This window comes from Sphingomonas faeni (assembly GCF_040407565.1).
Taxonomy (GTDB): Bacteria; Pseudomonadota; Alphaproteobacteria; order Sphingomonadales; family Sphingomonadaceae; genus Sphingomonas; species Sphingomonas faeni_F.
In genome coordinates, this window is record NZ_JAPZPR010000001.1 from 763,627 (window position 1) to 786,924 (window position 23,298).

At 64.9% G+C, this 23,298-nt stretch carries 22 protein-coding genes; 7 read left to right on the forward strand and 15 right to left on the reverse strand.

Annotation, left to right across the window (positions count from 1 at the left end; all coding sequences use genetic code 11):
- Nucleotides 1-22: 22 nt before the first annotated feature.
- Together O6Y00_RS03320 and O6Y00_RS03325 are read right to left on the reverse strand one after the other, a co-directional pair.
- Complete coding sequence (locus tag O6Y00_RS03320; protein WP_353441184.1) at nucleotides 23-1,378, reverse strand: cytochrome P450; 1,356 nt, start codon at nucleotides 1,376-1,378, stop codon at nucleotides 23-25.
- Nucleotides 1,375-2,499 (reverse strand): hypothetical protein, encoded by a 1,125-nt coding sequence (locus tag O6Y00_RS03325; RefSeq protein ID WP_353441185.1) that lies wholly within the window; start codon nucleotides 2,497-2,499, stop codon nucleotides 1,375-1,377. The genes O6Y00_RS03320 and O6Y00_RS03325 overlap by 4 nt, the downstream gene beginning before the upstream one ends.
- A 20-nt stretch (nucleotides 2,500-2,519) precedes the next feature.
- Between O6Y00_RS03325 and O6Y00_RS03330 the strand changes: the two genes are divergently transcribed.
- A complete protein-coding gene (locus O6Y00_RS03330; protein WP_353441186.1) occupies nucleotides 2,520-2,825 on the forward strand; it encodes a hypothetical protein in 306 nt (101 codons plus the stop codon).
- Nucleotides 2,822-3,655 (forward strand): 3-deoxy-8-phosphooctulonate synthase, encoded by an 834-nt coding sequence (gene kdsA, locus O6Y00_RS03335; protein WP_353441187.1) that lies wholly within the window; start codon nucleotides 2,822-2,824, stop codon nucleotides 3,653-3,655. Before O6Y00_RS03330 ends, kdsA begins: the two co-directional genes overlap by 4 nt.
- A gap of 132 nt (nucleotides 3,656-3,787) precedes the next feature.
- On the opposite strand, the gene O6Y00_RS03340 is transcribed toward kdsA, so the two are convergent.
- Genes O6Y00_RS03340 through O6Y00_RS03350 form a run of 3 tightly spaced genes read right to left on the reverse strand, consistent with a single transcriptional unit; the run spans nucleotide 3,788 to nucleotide 6,197 of the window.
- Nucleotides 3,788-4,360, reverse strand: a complete 573-nt coding sequence (locus O6Y00_RS03340; RefSeq protein WP_353441188.1) for a histidine phosphatase family protein — start codon at nucleotides 4,358-4,360, stop codon at nucleotides 3,788-3,790.
- Nucleotides 4,360-5,193, reverse strand: a complete 834-nt coding sequence (gene kdsB, locus O6Y00_RS03345; protein ID WP_435368586.1) for a 3-deoxy-manno-octulosonate cytidylyltransferase — start codon at nucleotides 5,191-5,193, stop codon at nucleotides 4,360-4,362. The genes O6Y00_RS03340 and kdsB overlap by 1 nt, the downstream gene beginning before the upstream one ends.
- Before the next feature lie 17 nt (nucleotides 5,194-5,210).
- Nucleotides 5,211-6,197: a KpsF/GutQ family sugar-phosphate isomerase gene (locus tag O6Y00_RS03350; protein ID WP_353441189.1), complete on the reverse strand. Its 987-nt coding sequence runs from the start codon at nucleotides 6,195-6,197 to the stop codon at nucleotides 5,211-5,213.
- A 366-nt stretch (nucleotides 6,198-6,563) separates the two neighbouring features.
- Between O6Y00_RS03350 and O6Y00_RS03355 the strand changes: the two genes are divergently transcribed.
- Nucleotides 6,564-6,836 (forward strand): hypothetical protein, encoded by a 273-nt coding sequence (locus O6Y00_RS03355; protein WP_353441190.1) that lies wholly within the window; start codon nucleotides 6,564-6,566, stop codon nucleotides 6,834-6,836.
- A gap of 6 nt (nucleotides 6,837-6,842) precedes the next feature.
- Here O6Y00_RS03355 and O6Y00_RS03360 read toward each other — a convergent pair whose 3' ends face one another.
- On the reverse strand, nucleotides 6,843-7,904 hold the full coding sequence (locus O6Y00_RS03360; RefSeq protein ID WP_353441191.1) for a lactonase family protein: 1,062 nt from the start codon (nucleotides 7,902-7,904) through the stop codon (nucleotides 6,843-6,845).
- 64 nt (nucleotides 7,905-7,968) lie between these two features.
- On the opposite strand from O6Y00_RS03360, the gene O6Y00_RS03365 reads away from it, so the two are divergent.
- Nucleotides 7,969-8,478 carry a hypothetical protein gene (locus tag O6Y00_RS03365; protein ID WP_353441192.1) on the forward strand — a complete coding sequence of 170 codons (510 nt, stop codon included), beginning with the start codon at nucleotides 7,969-7,971 and terminating at the stop codon, nucleotides 8,476-8,478.
- An 18-nt stretch (nucleotides 8,479-8,496) separates the two neighbouring features.
- Here the strand turns inward: O6Y00_RS03365 and O6Y00_RS03370 are convergent, their stop codons facing one another.
- The 9 genes from O6Y00_RS03370 to O6Y00_RS03410 all read right to left on the reverse strand — a co-directional run bounded on the left by O6Y00_RS03370 (nucleotide 8,497) and on the right by O6Y00_RS03410 (nucleotide 19,781).
- The gene (locus O6Y00_RS03370; RefSeq protein WP_353441193.1) at nucleotides 8,497-8,784 is read right to left on the reverse strand and encodes a hypothetical protein; all 288 of its coding nucleotides are present in this window, start codon (nucleotides 8,782-8,784) and stop codon (nucleotides 8,497-8,499) included.
- A gap of 102 nt (nucleotides 8,785-8,886) precedes the next feature.
- The gene (locus O6Y00_RS03375; RefSeq protein ID WP_353441194.1) at nucleotides 8,887-10,299 is read right to left on the reverse strand and encodes an efflux transporter outer membrane subunit; all 1,413 of its coding nucleotides are present in this window, start codon (nucleotides 10,297-10,299) and stop codon (nucleotides 8,887-8,889) included.
- Nucleotides 10,300-10,309: 10 nt separating this feature from the next.
- Entirely contained in the window at nucleotides 10,310-13,486 is a 3,177-nt protein-coding gene (locus O6Y00_RS03380) for an efflux RND transporter permease subunit (RefSeq protein ID WP_133019361.1), read from the reverse strand.
- Nucleotides 13,487-13,622: 136 nt separating this feature from the next.
- Nucleotides 13,623-14,900: an efflux RND transporter periplasmic adaptor subunit gene (locus tag O6Y00_RS03385; RefSeq protein WP_435368574.1), complete on the reverse strand. Its 1,278-nt coding sequence runs from the start codon at nucleotides 14,898-14,900 to the stop codon at nucleotides 13,623-13,625.
- Nucleotides 14,897-15,295: a hypothetical protein gene (locus tag O6Y00_RS03390; RefSeq protein WP_093400325.1), complete on the reverse strand. Its 399-nt coding sequence runs from the start codon at nucleotides 15,293-15,295 to the stop codon at nucleotides 14,897-14,899. The genes O6Y00_RS03385 and O6Y00_RS03390 overlap by 4 nt, the downstream gene beginning before the upstream one ends.
- Before the next feature lie 312 nt (nucleotides 15,296-15,607).
- Entirely contained in the window at nucleotides 15,608-16,222 is a 615-nt protein-coding gene (locus O6Y00_RS03395; RefSeq protein ID WP_353441195.1) for a TetR/AcrR family transcriptional regulator, read from the reverse strand.
- 177 nt (nucleotides 16,223-16,399) lie between these two features.
- Nucleotides 16,400-17,779 carry a hypothetical protein gene (locus tag O6Y00_RS03400; RefSeq protein ID WP_353441196.1) on the reverse strand — a complete coding sequence of 460 codons (1,380 nt, stop codon included), beginning with the start codon at nucleotides 17,777-17,779 and terminating at the stop codon, nucleotides 16,400-16,402.
- A gap of 90 nt (nucleotides 17,780-17,869) precedes the next feature.
- Nucleotides 17,870-18,994, reverse strand: a complete 1,125-nt coding sequence (locus O6Y00_RS03405; RefSeq protein ID WP_353441197.1) for a polysaccharide biosynthesis/export family protein — start codon at nucleotides 18,992-18,994, stop codon at nucleotides 17,870-17,872.
- A gap of 115 nt (nucleotides 18,995-19,109) precedes the next feature.
- On the reverse strand, nucleotides 19,110-19,781 hold the full coding sequence (locus O6Y00_RS03410) for an ABC transporter ATP-binding protein (protein WP_353441198.1): 672 nt from the start codon (nucleotides 19,779-19,781) through the stop codon (nucleotides 19,110-19,112).
- 66 nt (nucleotides 19,782-19,847) lie between these two features.
- On the opposite strand from O6Y00_RS03410, the gene O6Y00_RS03415 reads away from it, so the two are divergent.
- The 3 genes from O6Y00_RS03415 to O6Y00_RS03425 all read left to right on the forward strand — a co-directional run bounded on the left by O6Y00_RS03415 (nucleotide 19,848) and on the right by O6Y00_RS03425 (nucleotide 23,284).
- A complete protein-coding gene (locus O6Y00_RS03415; RefSeq protein ID WP_353441199.1) occupies nucleotides 19,848-20,993 on the forward strand; it encodes a glycosyltransferase family 4 protein in 1,146 nt (381 codons plus the stop codon).
- 130 nt (nucleotides 20,994-21,123) lie between these two features.
- Complete coding sequence (locus O6Y00_RS03420) at nucleotides 21,124-22,368, forward strand: glycosyltransferase family 4 protein (RefSeq protein WP_353441200.1); 1,245 nt, start codon at nucleotides 21,124-21,126, stop codon at nucleotides 22,366-22,368.
- Nucleotides 22,369-22,468: 100 nt separating this feature from the next.
- Nucleotides 22,469-23,284, forward strand: coding sequence for an ABC transporter permease (locus O6Y00_RS03425; RefSeq protein ID WP_353441201.1), 816 nt, complete (start codon nucleotides 22,469-22,471; stop codon nucleotides 23,282-23,284).
- The last annotated feature ends 14 nt before the right edge of the window (nucleotides 23,285-23,298 follow it).

Below are 23,298 nucleotides of genomic sequence, written 5' to 3' on the forward strand. Positions count from 1 at the left end.
GGGGAAGATCGCGCGCGACGTCCTAACGTAGCGTCAGCATCAGCCGGACGCCGTTGCCCGCGCGCAGCGTAAGCCGGCTGATCGGTTCGGGATCGTCGCCGGGAATCGCGGCAAGTTCGAATGTCCGGACGATCCCGGCCAAGGTCAGCAGCGCCTCTTGTTGCGCGAAGCCGGCGCCGATGCACACGCGCGGCCCCTTGCCGAACGGGAGGTAGGCGTGGCGACACGCGCTGGCCTGCTCGGGATCGTTGAAGCGGTCGGGGTCGAAGCCGTGCGGTTCGGGGAAATTGTCGCGGTTGCGTTGCACCAGCCACGGCGAGACGACCAGCATCGCGCCCGTCTCGAGATGCTTGTCGCGCATGTCGACCGGGCAGGTGACGCTGCGCACCAGGAAACTGAGCGGCGGATACAGCCGCAGCGTCTCGCGGAAGACGTTGCGCGTGACGTTCAGGCCGCGAAGCGCTTCGTAGGTCAGCGGACCCTCGCCGGCTTCCGCGCGGATGGCGTCCTGCAATGCGGGTTCGCGGGCGAGCAGATACAGCGCCCACGTGATCGCGCTTGCCGCGGTTTCGTGCCCGGCGAGGAATATCGTCGAGATCTGCTCCATCACCTCATGCTCGCTGAACGCCGCGCCGGTTCGTGGATGGCGTGCGTCGATCAGCGACTGGAGGATGTCCTCGCCGCGTTCGCCGCGCGTATGCGTCGCGGCATAGCGCTCGGCGACGATCCCGGCGAACACTGCGTGGATCCGGGCGGCGGCGCGGCGTGCACGGCCGAGATAGCCGAAACCGGGCAGGCGATAGAGCCGCAACATCGAACTGCGCTGCGCCTGTTTCTGATAGTCGTGGAACGCATCGAAGATCGCGCGCGCACCCGCCGCATCCAAGGGTTGCGAAAACATCGTCCGGAAGATCACGTCGGCGGCGATGTGCGTCGCCAGCGGATCGATCGACACCGGCTTCGACAGGTCGAGCGCGCGCATCGTCGCGAGCAGGTCGTCGACCGCGGCGGCCATCATCGGGAACACGCCCTTGAGCGCGGTATGGCTGAACGCGGGGTTCACCATCGCGCGCTGGTCGAGCCAATCCTGACCGTTCGACGAGAACACCGAATTGCCGATCAGCGGATCGAGCAGGTCCTGCAGGAAACGGTGCTTGGGAAAGATCTCCGCATCGGTTTCGAGGATGCGGCGGACCAAGGGCAGCTCGTTGGCGATGTAGAACGACAGCGCTGGCGTGTGGATCTCGCCCATCTTCATCGTGTAGCTCTTGTCGAACAGCACGTGGATCCACGAGTTCCAGCCGCGCACGAAGCGCTTCAACAGCGACGATTTCGTGGAATGCGGCTGCGGATAGGGCGGTGTGAAGCGGACGGTCATGCGATCGTCCGGAACGCGACGACCGAGGCTTCGATGCCACGCGACGATGCGGTCAGGCTTGGCAGGTCGAGCGGGCTCACGCGGTCGCCGACGCGCAGATAGTCGAAATGGATCTCGTATTTGTTGCGCCAGCCCTTGTGATAGGTTTCGGGCTCGTAGAACCGGTGGAAGCGCGGGCTAAGCAGTTCGATCCGCGGACGCGGCGACGGGCCGACCAGGAGCAGCGGGTTGGCGCCGAAGAATGCCGCGCCATCGGGCGGCGAGCCGATGTCGATCCAGCGGAAATCCTGTGCCGACAGATAGCGCAGCCGCTCATGAAACCGGGTCGCATCGCGTCGGCAGGCGACCAGCGGTATGCAATGGCCGTAGGTGACGAGCACGAAGTTTGCCGGCAGCGTACCGTCATGGCGCGCGAGCAGGCGGGCCATAAGCAGCATGGCGAGGATCGAGCCGTTGCTGTGGCTGACCAGCAGCACCTCGTCATAGTCGCCGTGCAGGTCCTTCACGATCTCGTCGACGAATGCGTCGAGCCTGGCCTGGAGTGCAGGCGATCCTTCGCCGTCGCCGAACTCGCCGTTGAAGACGAAGAAGCGCAGCAGCCACGGCGCGCGTATGCCGTTGAGCAACGGGATCGATCCGGCGGCTCCCAAGACCAGGCCGATGACCAGCGCCAGCCACCAGGGCAGCCAGATCAGCGCGACGAGAAACACGGGCAGGGCGAGCAGCAACGGTAACAACACGCTCAGGATCGGCGGATAGAGCATCGTCACCAGCGGCCCGGTGGCAATCTTCTTCACGGTGGCGAAGTCGAACAGCCGAAAATGGTCGCGGTACACGCGGGCGGCACGCAGCCCGAGCTGGACCGGGTTGCGGATCCACGCTTGTTGGACGATGTCTTCCCAGCGCAGGAAGCTGTAATCCGTCGTCGCGTCGGTCGTGTCGTTCCGGATCGTCCAGTCGCTGCGGATCGCGGAGGCCTTGCGACGCCGCGAAACAGTCACGATCTCACCAGTTTTATCGGCGTACCGGCCAAGCTGTTCCTTGGCTAGATTGTAATAAAAACGCACGCCGCGTGGGTCGAACCCGCCCAGGTAAAAGACTTTGCGCTTGAATGTGGTCACGATCGCCGCCTACTTCCCCGATGCCGACCGACGAGACGCATCCCGTACGCGACTATTGCTACTTTCTGGACCACCGGAAGTATAATCGCAATCGTGGCTGCCAACTGCACGACAATGCCTACGGCATCAATGGCGGTGGCGGAGAACGCGATCGCTGGTCTGCCGATACCGCGCTGTACCGGCGGATGAGGGGGGAGGGCGATCCGATGGCGATTCCCACCTTCGTCGCGTGCTTCGTCTATGGCTGGTTCTTCTTCAATTATCATCCGGGACGATGGCTATGGCGGGGGCAGTTGCTCAGACGCTTCGTAAAGGCGAAATCATGACGGAGGTCGCGGCCCGGCACGTTACGGTCGGTTCGGTGACGTTCGGTACGGATCTGCCGTTCGTGTTCGTCGGCGGTCCCTGCCAGATCGAGAGCCGCGAGCACACGCTGCGGCTGGCGGACTATCTCGCCGCCGCGGCGCAGGCGGCGGGCGTTCCGTTCGTGTTCAAGGCATCGTACGACAAGGCCAACCGGACGTCCGTCAAGGGCGTGCGCGGGATCGGGATCGACGAGGGGTTGCGGATACTCGAGGCGGTCCGCGACGCGCTGGGATGCCCGGTGCTGACCGACGTGCATGCCGTCGATCAGGTGTCGGCGGTCGCGCAGGCGGTCGATATCCTGCAGATTCCGGCGTTCCTCAGCCGCCAGACCGACCTGCTGCTCGCCGCCGGGCGAACGGGGCGCGCGGTGAACGTCAAGAAGGGGCAGTTCCTCGCGCCGTGGGATATGGCCGCCGTCGCCGCGAAGATCGCCTCGACGGGCAACGATCATATCATCCTGTGCGATCGCGGCGCGAGCTTCGGGTACAACACGCTGGTGTCCGATATGCGCGCGCTGCCGATCATGGCGCGTACCGGCTATCCGGTGATGTTCGATGCGACGCATTCGGTGCAGGCGCCGGGGGCAGGAGGCGATTCGTCTGGCGGCGACCGCGTTTTCGCTCCCGTCCTGGCGCGTGCGGCGGTGGCGGCGGGTGTCGCCGCGGTGTTCGCCGAGGCGCATGACGACCCCGACAGGGCCCCGTCGGACGGCGCGATCATGCTCCCTCTCGACTGGATCGCGCCGATGCTGGCGAAGCTCGTCGCGATCGATGCGGTAGTGAAGGGGTAGGCAACCGATCCTTCCCCGGCAGGGGGCAGGCGTAGTCTCGCGGCGGGGGTACGAACAACCGCCGTTTCGTGTCCGCCTCCTCCGTCACCTCCGGTGACACCTCCCCCTGGCGGGAGAGGACTTTGGTTCCGGTCAGGGGCGCACGTCCCACGCGATCACCCTTGCCGCGCGGTCCGCTGTAATGATGATTTCGCCATAGCCGCCGGTTCTGAGTTTCGTGGCGCCCGGCACGGTGAAGCGCGCGGTGCCGTTGCTGGTCACCACCAATCGAGTGCCTTGAACCTGCGCCAGTATGTCTGCCCAGGCGGCTCGGCGAGCATCGGCGTCGACCAACCAGCCATCGGGGACGATCGCATCCCGATCCCAGGCATCGAGCGCGGGCTGGCCGATGCGGGCTATGACCTCGGCTTCGGGACGTCCTTCGTCCGGTCCGTGGTCGATCTCGCGCAGCGCTTCGGTCAGGGTGATCGGGCAGACATACCCGGCGGTGTCGAAGATCAGGTCGGCGGTCTGCCGCGTTCGCGACAAGGGCCCGCACAGGCAACTGTCGAAGACGATCCCGCGGGCGGTGAAATGCCGGCCGAGCGCGCGCGCCTGTTCGCGGCCTGACGACACCAGCGGCAGGTCGGTTCGGCCGCCGATCCGACGCACGACGTCCTCGGGGCCGAACGTGTTGCCGTGGCGCACGACGAAAATGCGCGCCATCAGCGATCGTCCAGTGGATCGCCGTGCTCGGCGATCAGCGCCTCGGCACGGACGATGTCCGCTTCCGTATCGATGCCCGATATGTCGAACCTGGCTGGGGCGACTTCGACCGTTTCGATCGTCAGGCCGAGTTCCAGAAGGCGGAGCTGCTCCAGGCCCTCCAGCCGTTCCAGCTCGGTTTGGGGCGCCGCCTCGAACGCCTCGAGTGCCGTCAGGCGATAGGCGTAGAGGCCGATATGGCGCCACACCGGCGAGACGGGCTCTGCGCGCAGACCGGCCTCGTCCCGCATCGCGGGCAGGATCTGTTTCGAAAACCACAAGCCGCGACCATCGGCAGCGCGGACGCAGGTGGTGCCGCTAAACGGCGTGTCCTGCTTGTGTCGGCGCAACGCATCGAGTGCCGGCCAGTCGAGCCTGACGACGGGCGTCGCGACGTCCGCATCGCCCCGTGCCAGCGCGGCGATGACGGCCGATACCGCCAGCGGCGACTGGAACGGGGCGTCGCCCTGAAGATTGACGACGATGTCCGGCCGCTGGGCGATCGTCAGCGCGGCGGCCAGCGCACGCCCCGATCCGGAACTGATCGCCGCATCGGTCATGATCGCATCGCAACCGATCGCGCCGGCATGTGCGGCGATTGCGGCGTCGTCGGTCGCGACCACTAGTGATGCGTCGTCGAGCAACGCGACGGCGCGGCGGGCAAGCCCGATCGTCCGGTGAAGCAGGCTGATGCCCGCGATCGACCGCAACGGCTTCATCGGCAGGCGCGTGGATCCACCGCGCGCCGGTATGACGAGGAGTATCTTCGGAGCGGGACCGCTGCCTGCGGAGATGGTCGGGCTCGCGATGGTCAGGCGATTCCCGCGCGCAGCGTGTCGTGCATGTGGATGACGCCGAGCAGATGCGTGCCGTCGACCACGAACATCATGGTCACGCTGCTGGACTGCATGCGACGGAGCGCTTCGGACGCAAGCTCGTTGGGACCGATCCGCAGCGGATCGCGCGTCATCCATTCGCCGACCAACGCCTCCATATCGCCTCCGCCGGTGATCGTGCGCCGCAGATCGCCGTCGGTGAATGCACCGACCAGGCGGTCGTCCGGGTCCACCACCGCGGTACCGCCGAACCGGGCACGCGTCATCTCGATGGTCGCATCGAGCAGGCTCGCATTCGCGGACACCTTCGGTACGTCGGCACCCGTCGACATCAGGTCGTGGACCTTGAGCAACTGCGCGCCGAGCCGGCCATTGGGGTGGAATTTATAAAAATCGTCCGCCGAGAATCCGCGCAGGTCGACCAACGCCATCGCGATGGCATCGCCGAGAACGAGTTGCAACGTCGTCGAAGTCGTCGGGGTCAACGCGATCGGGCACGCCTCGCGGACCGCGGGAAGGTTCATGCAGATATCCGCCGCGCGGCCGGCGGTACTGCCGGCGCGCGACGTGATGGTGGCCATCGGCGTACCGAACCGTTTGCAATAGGCGATGATCGGCGCCAGTTCCGCGCTCTCGCCCGACCGCGTGATCATCAGAACGAGATCATTGTCGGTGATCATGCCGAGATCGCCGTGCCCGGCTTCGGCTGGATGCAGAAACATCGCGGGCGTCCCGGTCGAGGTCAGCGTCGCGGTGATCTTGCGCGCGATGATACCGCTCTTGCCCATGCCGGTCACGATCACGCGTCCAGGAAGCGTGAAGATCCGTTGTACCAGCGTGTCGAAGGCCGCCGCGAACTCGGGCTCACCGAAGCGATCGAACAGAGCCTCGAGGCCCTCCGACGTGATCGCCAGGGTCCGTAGCGCCGACGCTGCAGTGCGCGAAAGACTATACGTACGCATCGCTCCCGAAACTTTCGTCGCCACGACCCGACCCCCTTTTACGCGATGCCCCCCATGATGCGTCGGTGTGACAGGTCGCCCGCTCAGGGGGAGGACTCTTCGCAGCCGCGAAAACGCACGGGTATAATTCGTATAGGTACACTAGACCCCAAAATCAGGCATTTGCAATCTCCGACATTTACAAATCCCGGTTTTGCTATTTGGTACGTGCAGTCGTCATACTTAAAATGTCGCAGTGCAGCGGACGTAGTTGGAGAAATGACACGCTTGCAGACCAGCGCTATTCCCAATTCGAAACACTTTCGAAACACCTTGATCGTACATGCCGCTCATCGAGTTTCGCAATGCCTGTGGGGGGCCAGACCAATGATCATCAACACCACCGCTTTGCGGATCGCTGCCGTATGCCTGCTGACCGCGAGCACGCCCGTCTGGGCCAGCGAGACCGCAACCTGTCTTCATCGGGCGAGCACGCCGCGGCTGGTGTGCGACGAGGGTGCCTGCGTCCGCGTGCCGGTCAGGGACCTGTGCGATGCGGTGCGCGCCTCCTACCCGGTCAAGCGCCGGATCAAGGCCGGTCCGGTCACGTTGAACCCGGTACGCGACGAACTGACGGTGCTGATCGCCAGCGTCAGCTAAGCATCGTCATCGCGCGTCGGGCGGCGTTGCCAGTAAGGCGAACGCCGCACCGGGCACGGTGACAGCGATATCGGTAGGGGTCAGCGTTCCGTCCGGCATGATGTCGAGCATCGTGACGCGGTGATCGCGTTCGTGCGCGACGACCATCCGTGCCTCGTTCTCCAGCAGCAGGAAGAAGCGCGGCGATGCGCCACCGCTCAGCACGTGCTGGAGCAGCGTGAGTTCGCCTTCGGCGTTCAGCGCGAAGACCGCGATGCTGTCGTGGCCGCGGTTGGACACATACAGACGATCACCTGCCGCATTGGCGCCGATATGCGCTACGATGTTGGCGCCGTGCCAATCGTCGGGCAACGTGGACAGCGTCTTGCGGCCGTGCAGGCGAGCCCCGAAGACATCCAGTGCGACGATCTCGCTGGTCAGTTCGCAGGCGAGATACGCCGATCGCGGATGCCTGGCGTGGAACAGCAGATGGCGTGGACCCGAACCCGGCACGGCGCTGAAGGCGATCACGGGCGCGGCGAGCCTGCCCTGTTCTGCGTCGAACGCAAAGGCCAGCACGGCATCCGTGCCCAGATCGGCTACGTACAGGAACCGGTTGTCCAGGCCGAAGCCGACCCAATGCGCGTGCGGCGAACGCTGGCGTTCGGGGTTCGGGCCCGACCCGCTGTTCGCGTACACGGCGGGCAGGCCGATCGGCAGTCCGCTCGCGGGATCGAGGCGGTAGAGGGCGACGCTGCCACTCGCATAATGGGCGACAGCCACGCAGGATTGCGTCATGTCGAGCGCGACATGGCAGGGCGCTCCGCCACCGGTGTCGACCCTGCCCAGGGGGATCCAGCGATCGCCGTCCCATCGATGGATGCCGATCGCACCCTCATCCCGTTCGTCCACCAGATAGTGCACATCGAACCGCGGCGAATAGGTGCCGAACGATGCGTTCTGCGCGTCGCGATAGGGGACGCCTGCCACGTACGCGGTTCCGGCCGCGATCAGCGGATACGCGCCTTCGCCTCCGCCGCCCGCATAGGTACCGATCCAGAGCGTAGGTGCTGATAGCGATATGGTCATCGCACGGCTGTACCTGCGTTTGCGTCATTGGCGCACCGCAATTCGTCGTGTCCCGCGTCGAGCATTGCGACCAGTTGTCTGCGGTACAACTGCGCGGTTCCTCGTGCATGCGCGCGACGGCGATGGCGGGCGCCCGGCTGGCGAGGACGGACTGATCGTCCAGCCGACGTTCGAGTATCGACCGATGCGGCAGAAGGTCGATCACCGCATGCTCGACACGGTATGGTGCCGGCGAATGCCGCGACTGCGTGAATGCCGCCGAAAAACGCCGTTCCGGGTACTGGCAATGCCGTCGGCGTTGGCCTACCCAGCCGCCATGGGCGATCTGGATAGACTGGTTCCTTCGGGAATTATCGAGCAATGGGTCTATCACCTGCGACGGCAGCGTTCGCGGGCGACGGACGCGATCTGGCTGATCGATCAGGGGTTCACGCTGCACGATGGGCAGGACGGCGTACCGCAACACGATGCGACCGAACGATGGCGCGCGGAGCAGGAAACCGTCGTCGCCGAAGTCACCGCGTTGCTCGCGCTGTACGACGGGATCAACCTCGGCAAGGTCGACGTTGCGTAAGGATTGCCGCGGGGGCTCCTAGACCACCCCGTAGCTCTGACGCATCAACCACCCGGTGCGCTCGAGCGCCGAGCATTGCGGCATTGTGGCGTCCGGCATGCCGGCAACCAGGGTGGCCGACGCGGCCAGTTGCAAATGCCGCTCGTGCAGCACGAGATGTGCCTTCCGACTGGCATCCGAACGCGATCGTCTCGCCAGCGCTTTTTCCTGCGCAGCCCGCTTTTGGTGATACGCGATCTGTGCTCGCCAGGCGCGCACGTTGGCGCTTTGCGCTCGCAGATCCGCCGATACGCTTTCGTCGATCATTCTGGCCTCCGCATGCCATCGACGTTGATCTATGTAAGTTTACGCGACGTCGACGAAGCTGGTTAACGCGGATCGCGATCGGTTAGATGTTCACAATCAGCGTCAGGCGGGAAGTCTGGAGGCCGGTTGCCAGCCGCCGCCGAGCGCGCGGAACAGGTCGACTTGCGCGCCGGCGATGCGGGCGTCCGCCGCGGCGAGGTCCGTGTCCGTATCGGCCAGCGTTCGCTCGGCGTCGAGGACGTCGAGGAAGTCGATCTGGCCTTCGCGCTGGCGGGCGCGGGTGATGCGCGCGGCGGTGGCGGCGTTGTCGTGTGCGGACTGCAATTGCGTGCGGCGATCGAGTTCGCGAGCGTAGTTCGACAGCGCGGTCTCGGTTTCCTCCAACGCGGTGAGAACGCTCCCGTCGAAATTGGCGAGTGCGCCACGCGAGTCCGCCTCGGCGCCGGCGATGCGGGCGCGGGCGGCGGACTGGTTGAGGGACCAGTTCAGGAGTGGTCCGAGCAGCCAGCGGATGGGGCCGCCGGTGAAGATGTCCCCGACGCTGAGTGCGGTCGAGCCGATCGACCCGCCCAGCGAGATCTGCGGATAAAGCTGCGAGGTCTGGACGCCGATCCGCGCGGTGGCCGCGGCCAGCCGGCGTTCGGCGGCGTGGACGTCGGGGCGGCGGGCGAGCAACGCGGCGCCGTCGCCGATCGGGATCGGCTGGTCGAGGCGCGGCGTGGTGGTGCGCGCACCGGCGGTTGCGGGCAGGTCCTGTGGGGTGCGGCCGGTGAGCGTGGCGAGGCGGAACAGCGCGGCCTGACGTTCGGCTTCGATCTGCGGAATGTTGGCGGCGCGCTGGTCACGCAGGGCTGCGATCCGGACCTGGTCGAGGCGGGCGGCACGACCGGCGTCGACGCGCTTGCCGGTCAGCGTGTTCGACTTGTCGAGCAGGTCGACGATCCGCCGGGCGACCGCGAGGCGTTCGGCGGACGAGGCTGCATCGACATAGGCGCGTGTGGTGGCGGCGACGATCGAGACGCGGACGGCGTCCGCATCGGCCTGCGCCGCGCCGACGTCACCGCGGGCTGCTTCGACGTTGCGGCGGACTCGGCCGGCAAGATCGACTTCGTAGCTGACGTCGAGCCCTACGTCGTAGGTGGCACGCTCGCGGTCGAGGCCGGGCAGGTTCTGGAGTTGCGAGGTGCGCGCGTAATTGCCGCTCGCGCCCGCGTTTACCTGCGGCTCGCGGTCGGTCTTTGCACCGCGCAACGACGCGCGGGCGCTGTCGAGGCGGGCGACGGCGACGCGGAGGTCGGTGTTGGCTGTTAGCGCGTCCGCGACGAGGCCGTCGAGGACCGGGTCGCGGTACATCCGCCACCAGTCGTTGTCGGGCGCGGTCGTGACGGTGGCGGCGTTGGCGGTGACGAACGACGCCGCCGCCTTGGACGGAGTAATCGGCGCGACATAGTCGGGGCCGGCGGCGCAGGCGGCGAGCGTCAGCGCCGAGAGGCTCGCGAGGAGGGCGGACTTCATGATGCTGGTCCTATTCGGCTGGCTGAAGGGTCGCGGCGGGGGCAGGACGGCGGCGTTCGAACCGCAGCGCCAGCGCCCGTGCGACGACATAGAAGGTGGGGGTGAAGAGCAGCCCGAACCCGGTCACGCCGATCATCCCGAAGAACACCGCCGTCCCGAGCGCCTGGCGGAGTTCCGCGCCGGCACCGGTCGCGATCACCAGCGGCACTGCGCCGAGGATGAACGCGAAGCTCGTCATCAGGATCGGCCGCAACCGGTCCTTCGCCGCGCGGACCGCCGCCTCGACCGGGGTGAGGCCGTCCTGTTCCTCGGCCTGCTTGGCGAACTCGACCACGAGGATCGCGTTCTTCGCCGCCAAGGCAATCAGCACGACCAGGCCGATCTGCGTGAGGACGTTGTTGTCCATGCCCCGCAGGTTCACGCCGGTCATCGCCGCGAGCAGACACATCGGCACGATCAGGATGATCGCGAGCGGCAACGTCAGGCTCTCATATTGCGCGGCGAGCACGAGAAAGACGAACACCACCGCCATGCCGAAGACGAGCGCGGCGGTGCTGCCGGCTGCTTTCTGCTGATAGGCGATGCCGGTCCATTCGTGCGCGTAGCCTGCCGGCAGCGACGCATCGGCGAGCTTCTCCATCGCGACGAGCGACTGGCCCGAGGAATAGCCCTTGGCGGTGTCGCCATCGACCTCGACCGCGGGGAAGAGGTTGTAGCGGACCACGCGGTACGGGCCGGTCTTGTCCTTGAAGGTCGAGACCGAGCCGACCGGGACCATCTGGCCCGAGTTGGAGCGGGTCTTCAGATTGGCGATGTCCGCCGTGGTGTTGCGGAACGGTGCGTCGGCCTGCGCGGTGACGCGATAGGTGCGCCCCAGCAGGTTGAAGTCGTTGACGAACGCCGAGCCGAGATAGACCTGCAACGCCTCGAACACGCGCTCCGGGGGGACGCCCAAGAGGTTGGCCTTGGCGCGGTCCACATCGGCGAAGATGCGCGGGGTGGCGGTGTCGAAGAACGTGTAGATCTGGGCGAGACCCTTGGTCTGGTTCGCCTGGCCGATCAGCGCGTAGCTCGTCTTGCCGAGGTCGGCGTAACCGTGGCCGCCCTGGTCCTGCACCATCAGGCGATAGCCGCCGGCCGAGCCGATACCTTGGATGAGCGGCGGCGGGACGATCAGCAGCCGCGCTTCGGTAATGTCGCCGGTCGCCTTCTGCGATTCCGCCATGATGCTGGCGAGGGTAACGCCGAGCTTCTTTCGTTCCTCGAAGCTCTTGAGCGGGATGTAGGCGGCGGCCGAGTTGGGGGCGAGCGTCTGCGACGGACCATCGAAGCCCGCGAGCATGACCGCGCCCTTTACGCCGGCAAGCGGGAGGATGCGCTTGGCGACCTTCTGCATGACGGCATCGGTGCGCTCGACCGACGAGCCGGGCGGAAGCTGGATGACGGTCAGGAAGTAGCCCTGGTCCTGCGCGGGCACGAAGCCCGACGGCGTGATCGTGAACACGCCGACCGTGACCGCGATCAGTGCAGCATAGGCGATCATCATCCGGCGCGGTGCGGTGACGAGGCGCGCGGTGAGGCGGGCATAGCTGTCGCTCATCCGCTCGAAGCCGCGGTTGAAGGCATCGCCGGCACGTCGCACGGTGCGGGTCAGGCGGTTGCCCGAATCCGCGGGGGCGGTCGGCTTGAGCAGCATCGCGGCGAGCGCCGGCGACAGCGTCAGCGAGATCAGCAGCGAGATGATCGTCGCGGTCGAGATCGTCACCGCGAACTGACGGTAGAACGCGCCCGAGAGGCCGGTAAGAAACACGGTCGGAATAAACACGGCGCACAGCACGAGCACGATCGCGACCAACGCGCCCGACACTTCGTCCATCGACGTGCGCGCCGCCTCCAAGGGGGAGAGCCCGTGCTCGAGGTTACGCTCGACATTCTCGACCACGACGATCGCATCATCGACGACGATGCCGATCGCGAGGACGAGGCCGAACAGCGAGAGGTTGTTGAGGCTGTACCCAGCGGCGGCGAGCACCGCGAAGGTACCGATCAGCGAGACCGGGATCGCCACGATCGGGATGATCGCCGCGCGCCACTTCTGCAGGAAGACGAGGATGACGAGCACGACGAGGACCATCGCCTCGAAGAGCGTGTGCTTCACCGCGTCGATCGACTGGGCGATGAACTCGGTCGGGTTGTAGATGACCTTGTATTCGAGGCCCTTGGGGAAGCGCTTCGACATGCTTTCCATCTCGGCGGTGACGGCCTGTGCCGCGCCGAGTGCGTTCGAGCCGGGCCGCTGGAAGACCGCGGCGATGACCGTGGGCTTGCCGCTGAGATAGGTATTCGCGCCGTAATCCTGTGCGCCGAGTTCGACACGCGCGACGTCCGAGACGCGGACCTGGCGGCCTTGTGCGTCGGTGCGGATGACGACGTCGGCGAACTGCTTCGGATCGGTCAGGCGACCCTGCGTCTCGACGTTGAGCTGGAACGCGCTGTTGCCCTTGTCGTAAGGTGGCTGGCCGAGCGTGCCGGCGGCGACCTGGACGTTCTGCGCACGCAACGCGGCGACGATCTCGCCGGCGGTGAGGTCGAGCGCGGCGGCGCGACCGGGATCGATCCAGACGCGCATCGAATAATCGCGCGCGCCGAACAGCTGCACGTCGCCGACACCGTCGATGCGGCTAAGGCGATCGCGGACCTGCGTCAGCGCGTAGTTGGAGATATAGCCGCGATCGAGCGAGTTGTCGGGCGAGACGAGGTTCACCACCATTAGGAAGTCGGGCGACGTCTTGCGCGTGACGACGCCGAGACGCTGGACGTCTTCGGGCAGGCGCGGGACGGCGACCGCGACGCGGTTCTGGACGAGCACCTGCGCGGCATCGAGGTTGGTGCCGATCTTGAAGGTGACGGTGATCGTGACCTTGCCGTCACCGGTCGATTGCGACGACTGGTACAGCATGTTGTCGACGCCGTTGATCTCTTGTTCGATCGGCGCGGCGACGGTTTCGGCGACCGTCTCGGCCGAGGCACCGGGATAGGTCGCGCTGACGGTGACGGTGGGGGGGACGATATCGGGATATTGCGACACCGGCAGCGTCATGTAGGCGATCGCACCGACGATCGTGATGATCACCGCGATCACGCCCGCGAAGATCGGCCGGGTGATGAAGAAGCGCGAGAAGCGCATGGGAATTTCCTCGGTAGAGGGGCGCGGGCACACACCAACACCACCCCGGCGGAGGCCGGGGCCCAATTGGGCGAACCGCAGTGATTAAGTCGAAACGCTATCCCAATTGGGCCCCGGCCTTCGCCGGGGTGGAAGCCTATTTCGCGAGCGTGGCCTCACCAGAGATCGGCTGGACAGAGGGTGGCGCCGTCGTCCCCGAGGCGACCATGATCCGGCCGACCTTCGGCGCGACGGTCGCGCCGGGCATCGCCATCTGCGTCCCCTGGATGATGATCCGGTCGTTCGGCCCGATCCCCGAGCGCACGATGCGGAGGCCATCGACCACCGGGCCGAGCTCGACCGGCTTCTGGCTCACGACGTTCTTCGCATCGATCGTCAACAGAACCTTCCGCGCCTGATCGGTTTGCACCGCATCGTCCGGCACCAGCAGAGCCTGCCGCGTGCCTGCACTGGCGAGGCGCATGTTACCGAACATCCCCGGCGTCAGGAAATACCCAGGGTTGGCGAGCACTGCGCGGCCACGGATCGTGCCCGAGCGCTGGTCGAGGCCGTTGTCGGTAAAGTCCAGCTTGCCCTTCCAGCGATGCTCGGTCTCGTCCTGCAACTGGATCTCGACCGCTGCTGGCGTCGTGCCGGGCTGACGTGCGCGCTGCGTCTTGAGGTACAGCGCCTCGGAGCCGTCGAACGTGAAGTAGATCGGGTCGAGCGCGTTGATCGTCGTCAGCACGGTGCCGCCGGTGCCTTCGCCGCCCGCGACCTGGTTGCCCGCATCGACGCGGCGATCGGAAATGCGACCGCCGATCGGTGCGCGGACCTGGGTGAAGCCGACGTCGAGCGCACGAGCGCGTTCGCGAGCCTGCGCTGCGGCGAGCGCGGCTTGCGCTGCTTCGAGCTTGCCGCGAAGGGCATCGACCTCACCCGCCGAGACCGCTTCGTCCGCAACCAGCCGCTGCGCGCGGCCTAGATCGGTGCGGGCCAGCGACAACGCGCTCTTGGCACTTGCGACATTGGCATGCGCCTCAGCCAAGGCAGCCGCGAACGGGCGGGAATCGATCGTAAAGAGCAGCTGGCCCTTGCTGACGATCTCGCCGTCGCGGAAGTGGATGCCGGTGACTTCACCCGCGACGCGCGGACGGATCTCGACCGTCCGGCTCGGTGCGAAGCGGCCGACATAATCGTCCCATTCGCTAACCTGCCGGACCAGCGGCGAGGCGACCGTGACGGAAGCGGGCGGGGGTGCCGCCATCGCCGCGTCGGGATGATCGAACAGCTTCACGCCGACCGCACCGAGCAGCGCGATCGGCACGAGCACCATCGCGCCGCGCTGCCAGGCCGGCCGTCGGTGACGGTCCGCGGGCGGCGACGACGCGACATCGGCATCGTTCGCGGCCGTGATCGTGGTAAGTTGGTTCACGCTGCGATGCTCCGCTTCTGCTGGATGCCGACGCGCATGCCGGTCACGCTCTCGACGAGCGTTTCGATCTGTGCCTCGGCAAAGCCGGCGGCGAGGAAGCCCTGGATCTCGGCCATCGGCAGCGCGAAACCACGCCGCCAGGCGTACACGGCCATCCGCCGCAACGCCTCGAGCCGGGGGTCGGCGAGCCGCGACGCGGTGCTGAGGCCGAACAGGCTGCCCATTGCGCGTGACATGCGGCTCGGGCCGGACAGGCTGCGCAGCGTGTCGCGCTTGGCGAGCGCGATGACGCTCCATTCCAGCGCGGAAAAGCCGGTCGGGGCAGGGGCCGCCACGGCCTGGGTGCGGCTGGTGACGGGCGAAGCGAACATGTTGTCGAGGTCGAGATAAGCCATGGGATTGTCCCCCTTTTTGATCTTGGGCAAGCGCTGGCCTTCGTCGGTGGACGGTCCACCGACGTCAGCTGGTCGCGAGGCGTGCGCGGTCGTTGCCGGCACATCACCGTGCCGCGCTTGCCCGCTTGGAATTTTCGAAAGTTCGGCCGAAGCCTAGGTTTTAACCGTGGTCATGGGTTGGTGTCCCCGGTTGCCCCATCCGAAGTAGGAGAGAGCTTCGATACCAGTCGGTATATAAACCTGACGTTCATCTAGTCAACAAGACTTTTGTACCGGCCGGTATTTTTTCCCGCGGCGCGGTAGAAACCGTGTTTATTTGGTTGGCCACATAAGCATGCTGGTCTCGACGAGCTGCTGGAGTTCGGTGCAGCTCGCGCCCGAGCCAGCCTGGATCGACAGCCCCTGCATGATCGCGAAGAGGTAGCGCATCAGCGCGTGCGACTCGAGGCCGTCGGGGAACTCGCCCGCGGCCTTGGCTTCGTCGAACCGCTTCATCAGCGCAGCTTCGGACGACGCGCGGCGCTTGGCGACTTCGGCCTTGATCGGCTCGGCTTCCGCACTGCAGGCGACGCTGCTGATGACGCTCAGGCATCCCTTGGGGTCGCAGGTGCTCATCTGCATCTGCAACGCACCGCGGAGCAGGTTTTCCGCTACGGCACGCGCGGTCGGCGCGTCGAGCGCGGACGTCATATAGGCGAGCTTCTCGCGCTCGTAGAGGTCGAGTGCCTTGTGGAACAGCGCCTCCTTGTTGCCGAACGCCGCGTACAGGCTGGGCTTGGTGATCCCCATCTCGGCGGTCAGTTCCGCCATCGACGCGCCTTCATAGCCGTTGCGCCAGAATACGCGCAACGCACCCGCGAGCGCTTCGTCGAGATCGAACTCGCGGGGGCGGCCCTTGGGGGCGGTGAGCGTGCAAAGCCTATTCATACCGCTCGGTATATAGTGCAAAGGGACAAAAGGTCCAGTGACTGTAACATGTTGCATCACCCCTCCTGCGCACCGTGACGCCTCAACCGGGGGGCGGTCTCGCCTCATAGCGTTTTCGTAAGTGATGCCGGACTGCGTTCGTCCTTGATCTGGTTACGCGCGTTGCTCCGACCGTGTTCAATGCTTGCGAATAATGACGGCTTTGATCGAGCGACGGCCTGGTTCGGTGCCGATCGCCTGGACAAGATCGATGTTCGCGATCGCGCGTGCCGCCGCATGGACCGCGTCGGGTGTTTCCTCCGCGCACCGCAAGGTTCCGCGCTCTGCAAACTCTCTGAACATGGCGACCGTCAGGCTGTCCGTGTCGGGGCTCGCGTCGTCGGGCCAGGGGCGGCGATGAGTGTTTTCGATGACATAATAGCCCCCGGATACGATCCGCTCGAATATGGCGAAGAAAGCGATCCTCTGGTCGGCTTCTGAGTGGGATCCATCGTCGATGACGAATTGCAGGGGGGGCAGGGTATCGCGAAGTGCCGCGACTGCAGCCCTGTCTGCGATGTCGACCATTTCGAAGACGAAACGCGGATCCGCAAATCGGCCATGGTCGCGGACGTCGACGCCGTGGACGATCGCGTTAGGGAAATATTCCAGCCACACGGCGATCGAGGGGACGGCCATGGGATCATGACGAACGTCGGGGGCACATTCGGGGCCGCCGTCGGACAAGCCGATCTCCAGCATAGCAAAGCGCTGCATCCGATGCGGCGAGAACAACGGTTCATACGTCGAGGCGTACCGTTCGCCGCGACCCTTGAGGGTGCCTTTTGCCGTCCCGAACCGATCGGCGATCGCGGGTAGCGACACCGTTGGCGTTTCGTCAGCATCAGCCGCAGCAACCATGGTCCGCAATGTCGCGACGCGATCGGAATTACCGTCGCGGATAACCTGGCGGATGAACGTCCCGCCGCCGTAATTCATGAAATGCACGCTCTCGAGATACAGCGTGTCCAGCAGATGAGGATGATGAAGCAGTACCATCTGCAGAAGATGCTGATCATCCGGGAAGGGTTTCCCGTCGGGCAATGCGCCCCAAGGCTGGATCGTCTCCGCCAGCATCTGGTCGGTCACGATCCTGTAGAAGGACTCTTGCCAGCGTTGGATAATCTCGGGTGCATGCGGATGCCCGAGATTCACGAACATGACACCGGCGTTGATGTCCCATTTGGCCGTCGCCGTGCCAGGGACTGCGATCAAGGCCTTGTCGGCATGTCGCGACAGATAGTCGCGTATCGGGAAGTCGGGCTGGCGGATCAGCGCGTCGGCGTCGACGTACAGGACCCATCCACGATATCCCTCGGTGACCATCTCTGCCAGGAGATCGATGCGATTGAACGTGGCCTGCCAGTCTGCGGCGCCACGCTTCACCCCGATGTGCAGGACGAACTCAATGCCGTGCCGCTCGCAAAAAGCGCCGTGGAGGCGTTCGGTGGCTTCCAGCATCTCGCGATAGAGCTGTCCGCTGGCCGTCTGTAATAATCGGATCTGCATCTCGCTCATCTAAAACGATTTTGCCGGGCGCGCGTCAACATCATTGCGGTTCGGCAATTGGCCGATGAGCGAGATGGGTCAGATCAGGCATGGGACGATCTAGCGAGCCACCGCGCGAACCGCCAGGATCGGCGAGAACAGCTGGCCGACAATCTGCGCCAGCTTGGCAGGTGCATTAGCCGAAGCGCTAGCGATGTAGATCACGTCCTTGTCACGCAACGCGATACGCTGCGACAGGAAATAGCTGTCCGGCCGCATCATATTGAGCCGGTAGATCACCGGCTCGCCGGCGGGCAGAGTCGGCGTCGGCTCGCCGTATCGGAACAGGTAGACAGCAGCAGGATCGGCGATGCGTTCGCTCGGGCCACCGACACGTGCCAGCGCTTCCGCGAGCGACAGTTCGTTCGCACCGAATGCGACCTGGCTTACCTTGTCGGTCGATCCGAACACCAGGAACGTGCGCGGACGATTGAACAACTCGACACGATCGCCGGGGAGCAGCGCGACATTCTGTGCTCCGGCGGCATCCACGAGGCTCAGTCGCGTTTCCGCAGAGACCCCGTCGCGGGTCAGGCGAACCACCATGTCGTCCGCTTGATTGGTCGTTCCGCCGGCCCGTGCCAAAGCGTCCAGCAGCCGCTCCTGAGGCAGCTTCAGCGCCAATCGGCCCGGCTGTCGGACGTCGCCCGAGACATAGGCGACGTTGTGGGCGTTCTCCTTCACCGTGACCAGAACCTGCGGCCGCTGCGACATGCCGGCCATGCCCCGCTCGATCATGCGCTCCAGTTCGGCCGGGGTCTTCCCGATGACGTTTAGTTTGCCGACGTAAGGGAGCTGGATAAAGCCGGACCCATCGACGATCACGTCGCTCAACGGCGTCCCGCGCGCAGACGGGTTGAACGCACCGCCTTGGGCACTGGTCGAAGACGCGCCGGCAAACAGCGTCACGCCGACCTCGTAGACGCTGATCGTCAGTATGTCGCCCGGCCCGACCGTGTCGACCCGCCCGCTGTGGACCAGCGTCGTCAGCGGCATCAGCGCTGGATTGTGGTTTGCCAGCGTCTGGGTCGCGACCGGATCGATATCGACCAGCCGGAACCCGATCGTATTATCCTTTTCTGCGAAATGCCGCAGTTGAGATGCTGTCGGGCCGCTGGAGGGCAAGGTCGAGCACCCCCCCAGCGTCAATGCTCCGACCACGCCTGTTGTAAGGAAACGTGACATGGGCCCCCGCCCGGCAAACGAAATTGCACCCATAATCCGCCTCATGTTCTCGAAAGGTCGATAGAACCATATTCGGTGCGACCGCTAGTCGGTCGGACAACGCTGTACAACTGGATCAACGAGGTTCCGGCGGAAAACTCTGTAGTCGATGATGAACATCGGCGGCTTCCTGAATCGTATCATACAGCGTCACACCGCCGGCGTAAACGACCGCGCCGCGCTGGCAGTAGCGGTATAAAGTCGCGGTATCATGCGATACCATGACGAGCGTTCCGTTCGTTCTGCGTTCGTGCAGCGCCTCCTCCGAGCGCGCGCGGAACCTTTCGTCGCCGGCCCCGGTGATCTCGTCGACGAGATAACATTCGAACTGGATCGCCAGCGACACTGCAAAGGCCAGTCGCGCTTGCATGCCGGTTGAATAGGTCTTGATCGGTTCGTTTATGTACGTGCCGAGCTGGGCGAAATCCTGGACATAATCGAGCAGTTCGCGTTCGTTACGTCCGTATATTCGTGCGATGAACCGCGCATTGTCGGCGCCGGTCAGGCTTGCCTGGAACGCCGATGAATACCCGATCGGCCAGGATACCGACATCGTCCGCCGAACCTTGCCCCGCGTCGGCCGTTCGACGCCTGCGATCAGCTTCATGAGCGTCGACTTGCCGACCCCGTTGGCGCCGCATACACCGATACTGTCGCCCCGATTGATCGTCAGGTTGACGCCGCGCAACACCTCGTTGTCGAGGCTGTGCCCTTGGTAAACCTTCGAGACATTGTCCAATATGATCATCAGCGGTTCCGGGCCCTTGCAGCAGGCAGTTGCGGCATCGACGACGTGGTAGCCGATAATCCCGCTGTGACGAAACTTACCGTGTGCGTCGATGGGCGACTGCGTGACTCGGCGCAGACGGGCGTGGCGAGCTACGGGCACGCGCTGCGCGAGGCGTTGGCGACGGTCGGGCACCCGTCCTGGCTGCTCGACGACGCGACCGTCGGCAGATTCGGCGTGCCGAGTACCCGAGTCGAGGCCATACGGCGCCGGTGCAGGGCGGTCTTGCCGATGCCCGTCCGGCTCCGGATCGACGGGGAGCGACGTGCGCTTCATGCGTCCGATATTTTTCGACTCGCACAGGTACGGTTCCTGGCCACCGGCCGGATGCTCGAGCTGCACGCGCCGGGCAAGCCGGCGATCATGCACTGGACCTATCCCATTCCGGCAAGGATCGCGGGTTGGACAAACCTTTACACCGTGCACGACGTGATCCCGTTGGCGACTCCCCATCTCACCCCGATCGATCCCGAGGCGCTGCGGGCGCGAATCGCGTGCGTCGCGGCCACCGCTGACCGCTTGGTTGCGGTCTCGCCCTGGGCACGGCGTGCGATCGTCGACGCTTTCGATTTCCCGGACGCCTTCGTGGTCGATTGCGGCAGCAGTGTCTCGCGCATGTTGCCGGGTGACGGTCGGCTGCCGGCGGGCCTGACGGCGGGATCCTATTTCCTGTATTGCGGGCTGCTCGAGGCTCGCAAGAACATCGATTGCATGGTCGAGGCGTGGCGGCGCAGCGGCAGTATTCTGCCGCTCGTGGTTGCGGGGCCTGCCGATCCCAAGGAGGCGGCGATGCGCCACGCGCTTCGGGAGCGCGGCGTGATCGTCTTGCCGTACCAATCGCGTCCGGCGTTGATCGATCTGATGGCCGGGGCTTGCGCGTTGGTCCTCGTTTCGCTGGAGGAGGGCTTCGGGCTGCCGGTCGTGGAAGCCATGGCGCTCGGAACGCCGGTCTTGACAGCAGACCGCGGCGCGCTTGCCGAGACTGCCGGAGATGCGGCGATGCGCGTCGATCCGACGAATGTGGAGGCGGTGGCGATGGGGTTCCGACGTCTCGGGGAAGATCCGGCGCTACGACGGTCGCTCGCCGAGGCCGGGCTGCGTCACGCCGCGCGTTTTACGCCAGCGGCGTTCGGCGCGCGGTTGACAGGATTCTATGCCGGGCTAGCGAGATAATGCGGTTCCGCATGCGGGGTGCAGAAACGGAACGGGGGCAGGGCGCAGGATGAAGACACCGTCGGTCGCGATAGACGGATTCAATTTGGCGATGCTGCATGGTACGGGGGTTGCGACCTACGGTATCGGCGTGGCGGAGGCGGCGCGTTCGCTAGGGATGAGTGTCGAGGCGCTGTTCGGTATTCCACTTGGCGCGGACCCGCGTCTGCGCGAAATCCTGTTCTTCGAAGCCTTTGGTCGCGGTGCCATCCCGCGCAAGGGCCCCGCCTGGTACCGCGCCGTGGTCGACCGGTGGGCCGTCCTTCGAGGTCTCCGAGTCCAGGAAATGGACAATGCGCATCACGTCGAACAGCGCGGGTTTGCCGACCGTCTGCCGGCCTTCGACCGCATTCGCAGCGCGCCATGGCTCTTCGAGCGCGCGGATCGCCATTTTCAACGGACCCGACGGTTCCTCAATCTTCGGATGCCCGATCCGCCGACGATCATGCACTGGACCTATCCGGTCCCGATCAAGCTGATCGGTGCTCGCAACGTCTACACGCTGCACGATCTCGTGCCTCTCAAGCTTCCCTATGCGACGCTCGATCGCAAGCGTTCCTATTTTCGTTTGATCGAGCGATGTGTCGCGGAGGCCGATCACATTGTCACGGTTTCCGATTCGAGCCGGAACGACGTGATCGATCTCTTCGGCATTCCCCCCGAACGTATCACGAACACCTATCAGCATGCGCCGATGCCCGCGACTGCAAGCGGGCATGACGACGACGTCGCCGACCTGAAGGGCATCTTCGATGTCGAGCCCGACAAGTATTTCCTGTATTTCGGCGCGATCGAGCCAAAGAAAAATATCGGGCGACTGATCGAAGCGTATCTGTCGATCTCGACCGATACGCCGCTCGTGATCGTCGGTGCACGCGCCTGGCAATCCGAAAACGAACTGCGCCTGATCGGTGGCGGCGCAGGCGGTGGCGGCATGCGTCCGAAGGGGATTGGCGGGTCGAGGATCATCCAGCTCGATTATCTGCCACGGCGCTTGCTAATGAAGCTTGCATCGGGCGCCCGCGCCGTTCTGTTTCCCTCGCTTTATGAAGGCTTTGGGCTGCCGGTACTTGAGGCGATGTCACTGGGAACACCCGTCGTCACGTCCTCGCAGGGTTCGCTTCCAGAAGTCGCCGGAGATGCAGCGATACTGGTAGATCCTTACAATGTTTCGGAACTTGCCGCAGCGATCCGCCGCGTCGATTCCGATTCAGGACTGCGCGACCTCATGCGCGCAAGAGGTATGGTGCAGGCAAATCGTTTCTCGCTGGATCAACATCGTCGACAACTCCATGCGGTGTATGAGTCGATACTATCCTGCAGGCCGGAGAAATGACGTTTCTGCCTGCTCGACCTTTGGCGGTTCGCTGTTATAAGCTCTGCACTGGCCGTGATCGATCGATGATGCCCATCTGGCGTAGTTTCGGAGTATTCTCGTGCCGACAACCTTGAGCCCTGACAGCCTGCCCCCCGGAACGATGCGGCACGGCGCGCGCGTGCAAATCCGCGTCATCGGCGCTCTGATCCTCCGCGAGATGCATACTCGCTACGGTCGCGAGAATATCGGGTATGTCTGGCTGTTCCTGGAACCGATGCTGTTGGCAACCATGATAGCGATCCTGCATTCGCGCGCGTCGAACCACTTCGGCAACGATCTCAAGCCGGTGCCGCTGTCGTTGATCGGCTACTGCAACTTCATGACGTTTCGCAGTATCTTCAATCGTGCCGAAGGAGCGCTGGATGCGAATCTGCCGCTGCTTCATCATCGCACCGTGTCGATCGTCGATGTTCTCGTGTCGCGGGCCATCCTCGATGCCGCGGGAACGTGGATCGCGTTCACCGTGCTGATCAGTCTTTGCGTGGCGACCGGCATGGCGAATCTGCCGGAACGGCCGTTGATCCTCATCCTCGGCATGATTCTGATGGTGTGGTTGTCGATCGGTCTCGCGATGGTGGTCTGCGCCATCACGCATGATCGCCATGCGGTCGGGCGCCTGATCCATCCGTTGTCCTATATCATGATGCCGCTTTCGGGGGCGTTCTTCACGATGAAATCGCTTCCGGAATCGATCCGGAACATCTTTCTGTACATTCCGCTGGCGCATGTCTTCGAGATGCTGCGCTACGGATGGTTCAAGACGGCTACGCCCGAGTTCATCGATCCGATGTATCTTGCGGCGTGGATCCTGATATCGACGTTTCTCGGGCTGCTCTTGCTCGCGTTGGCGCGTCAGCGGATTCATATGCCATGACCCGCTCCACCAAG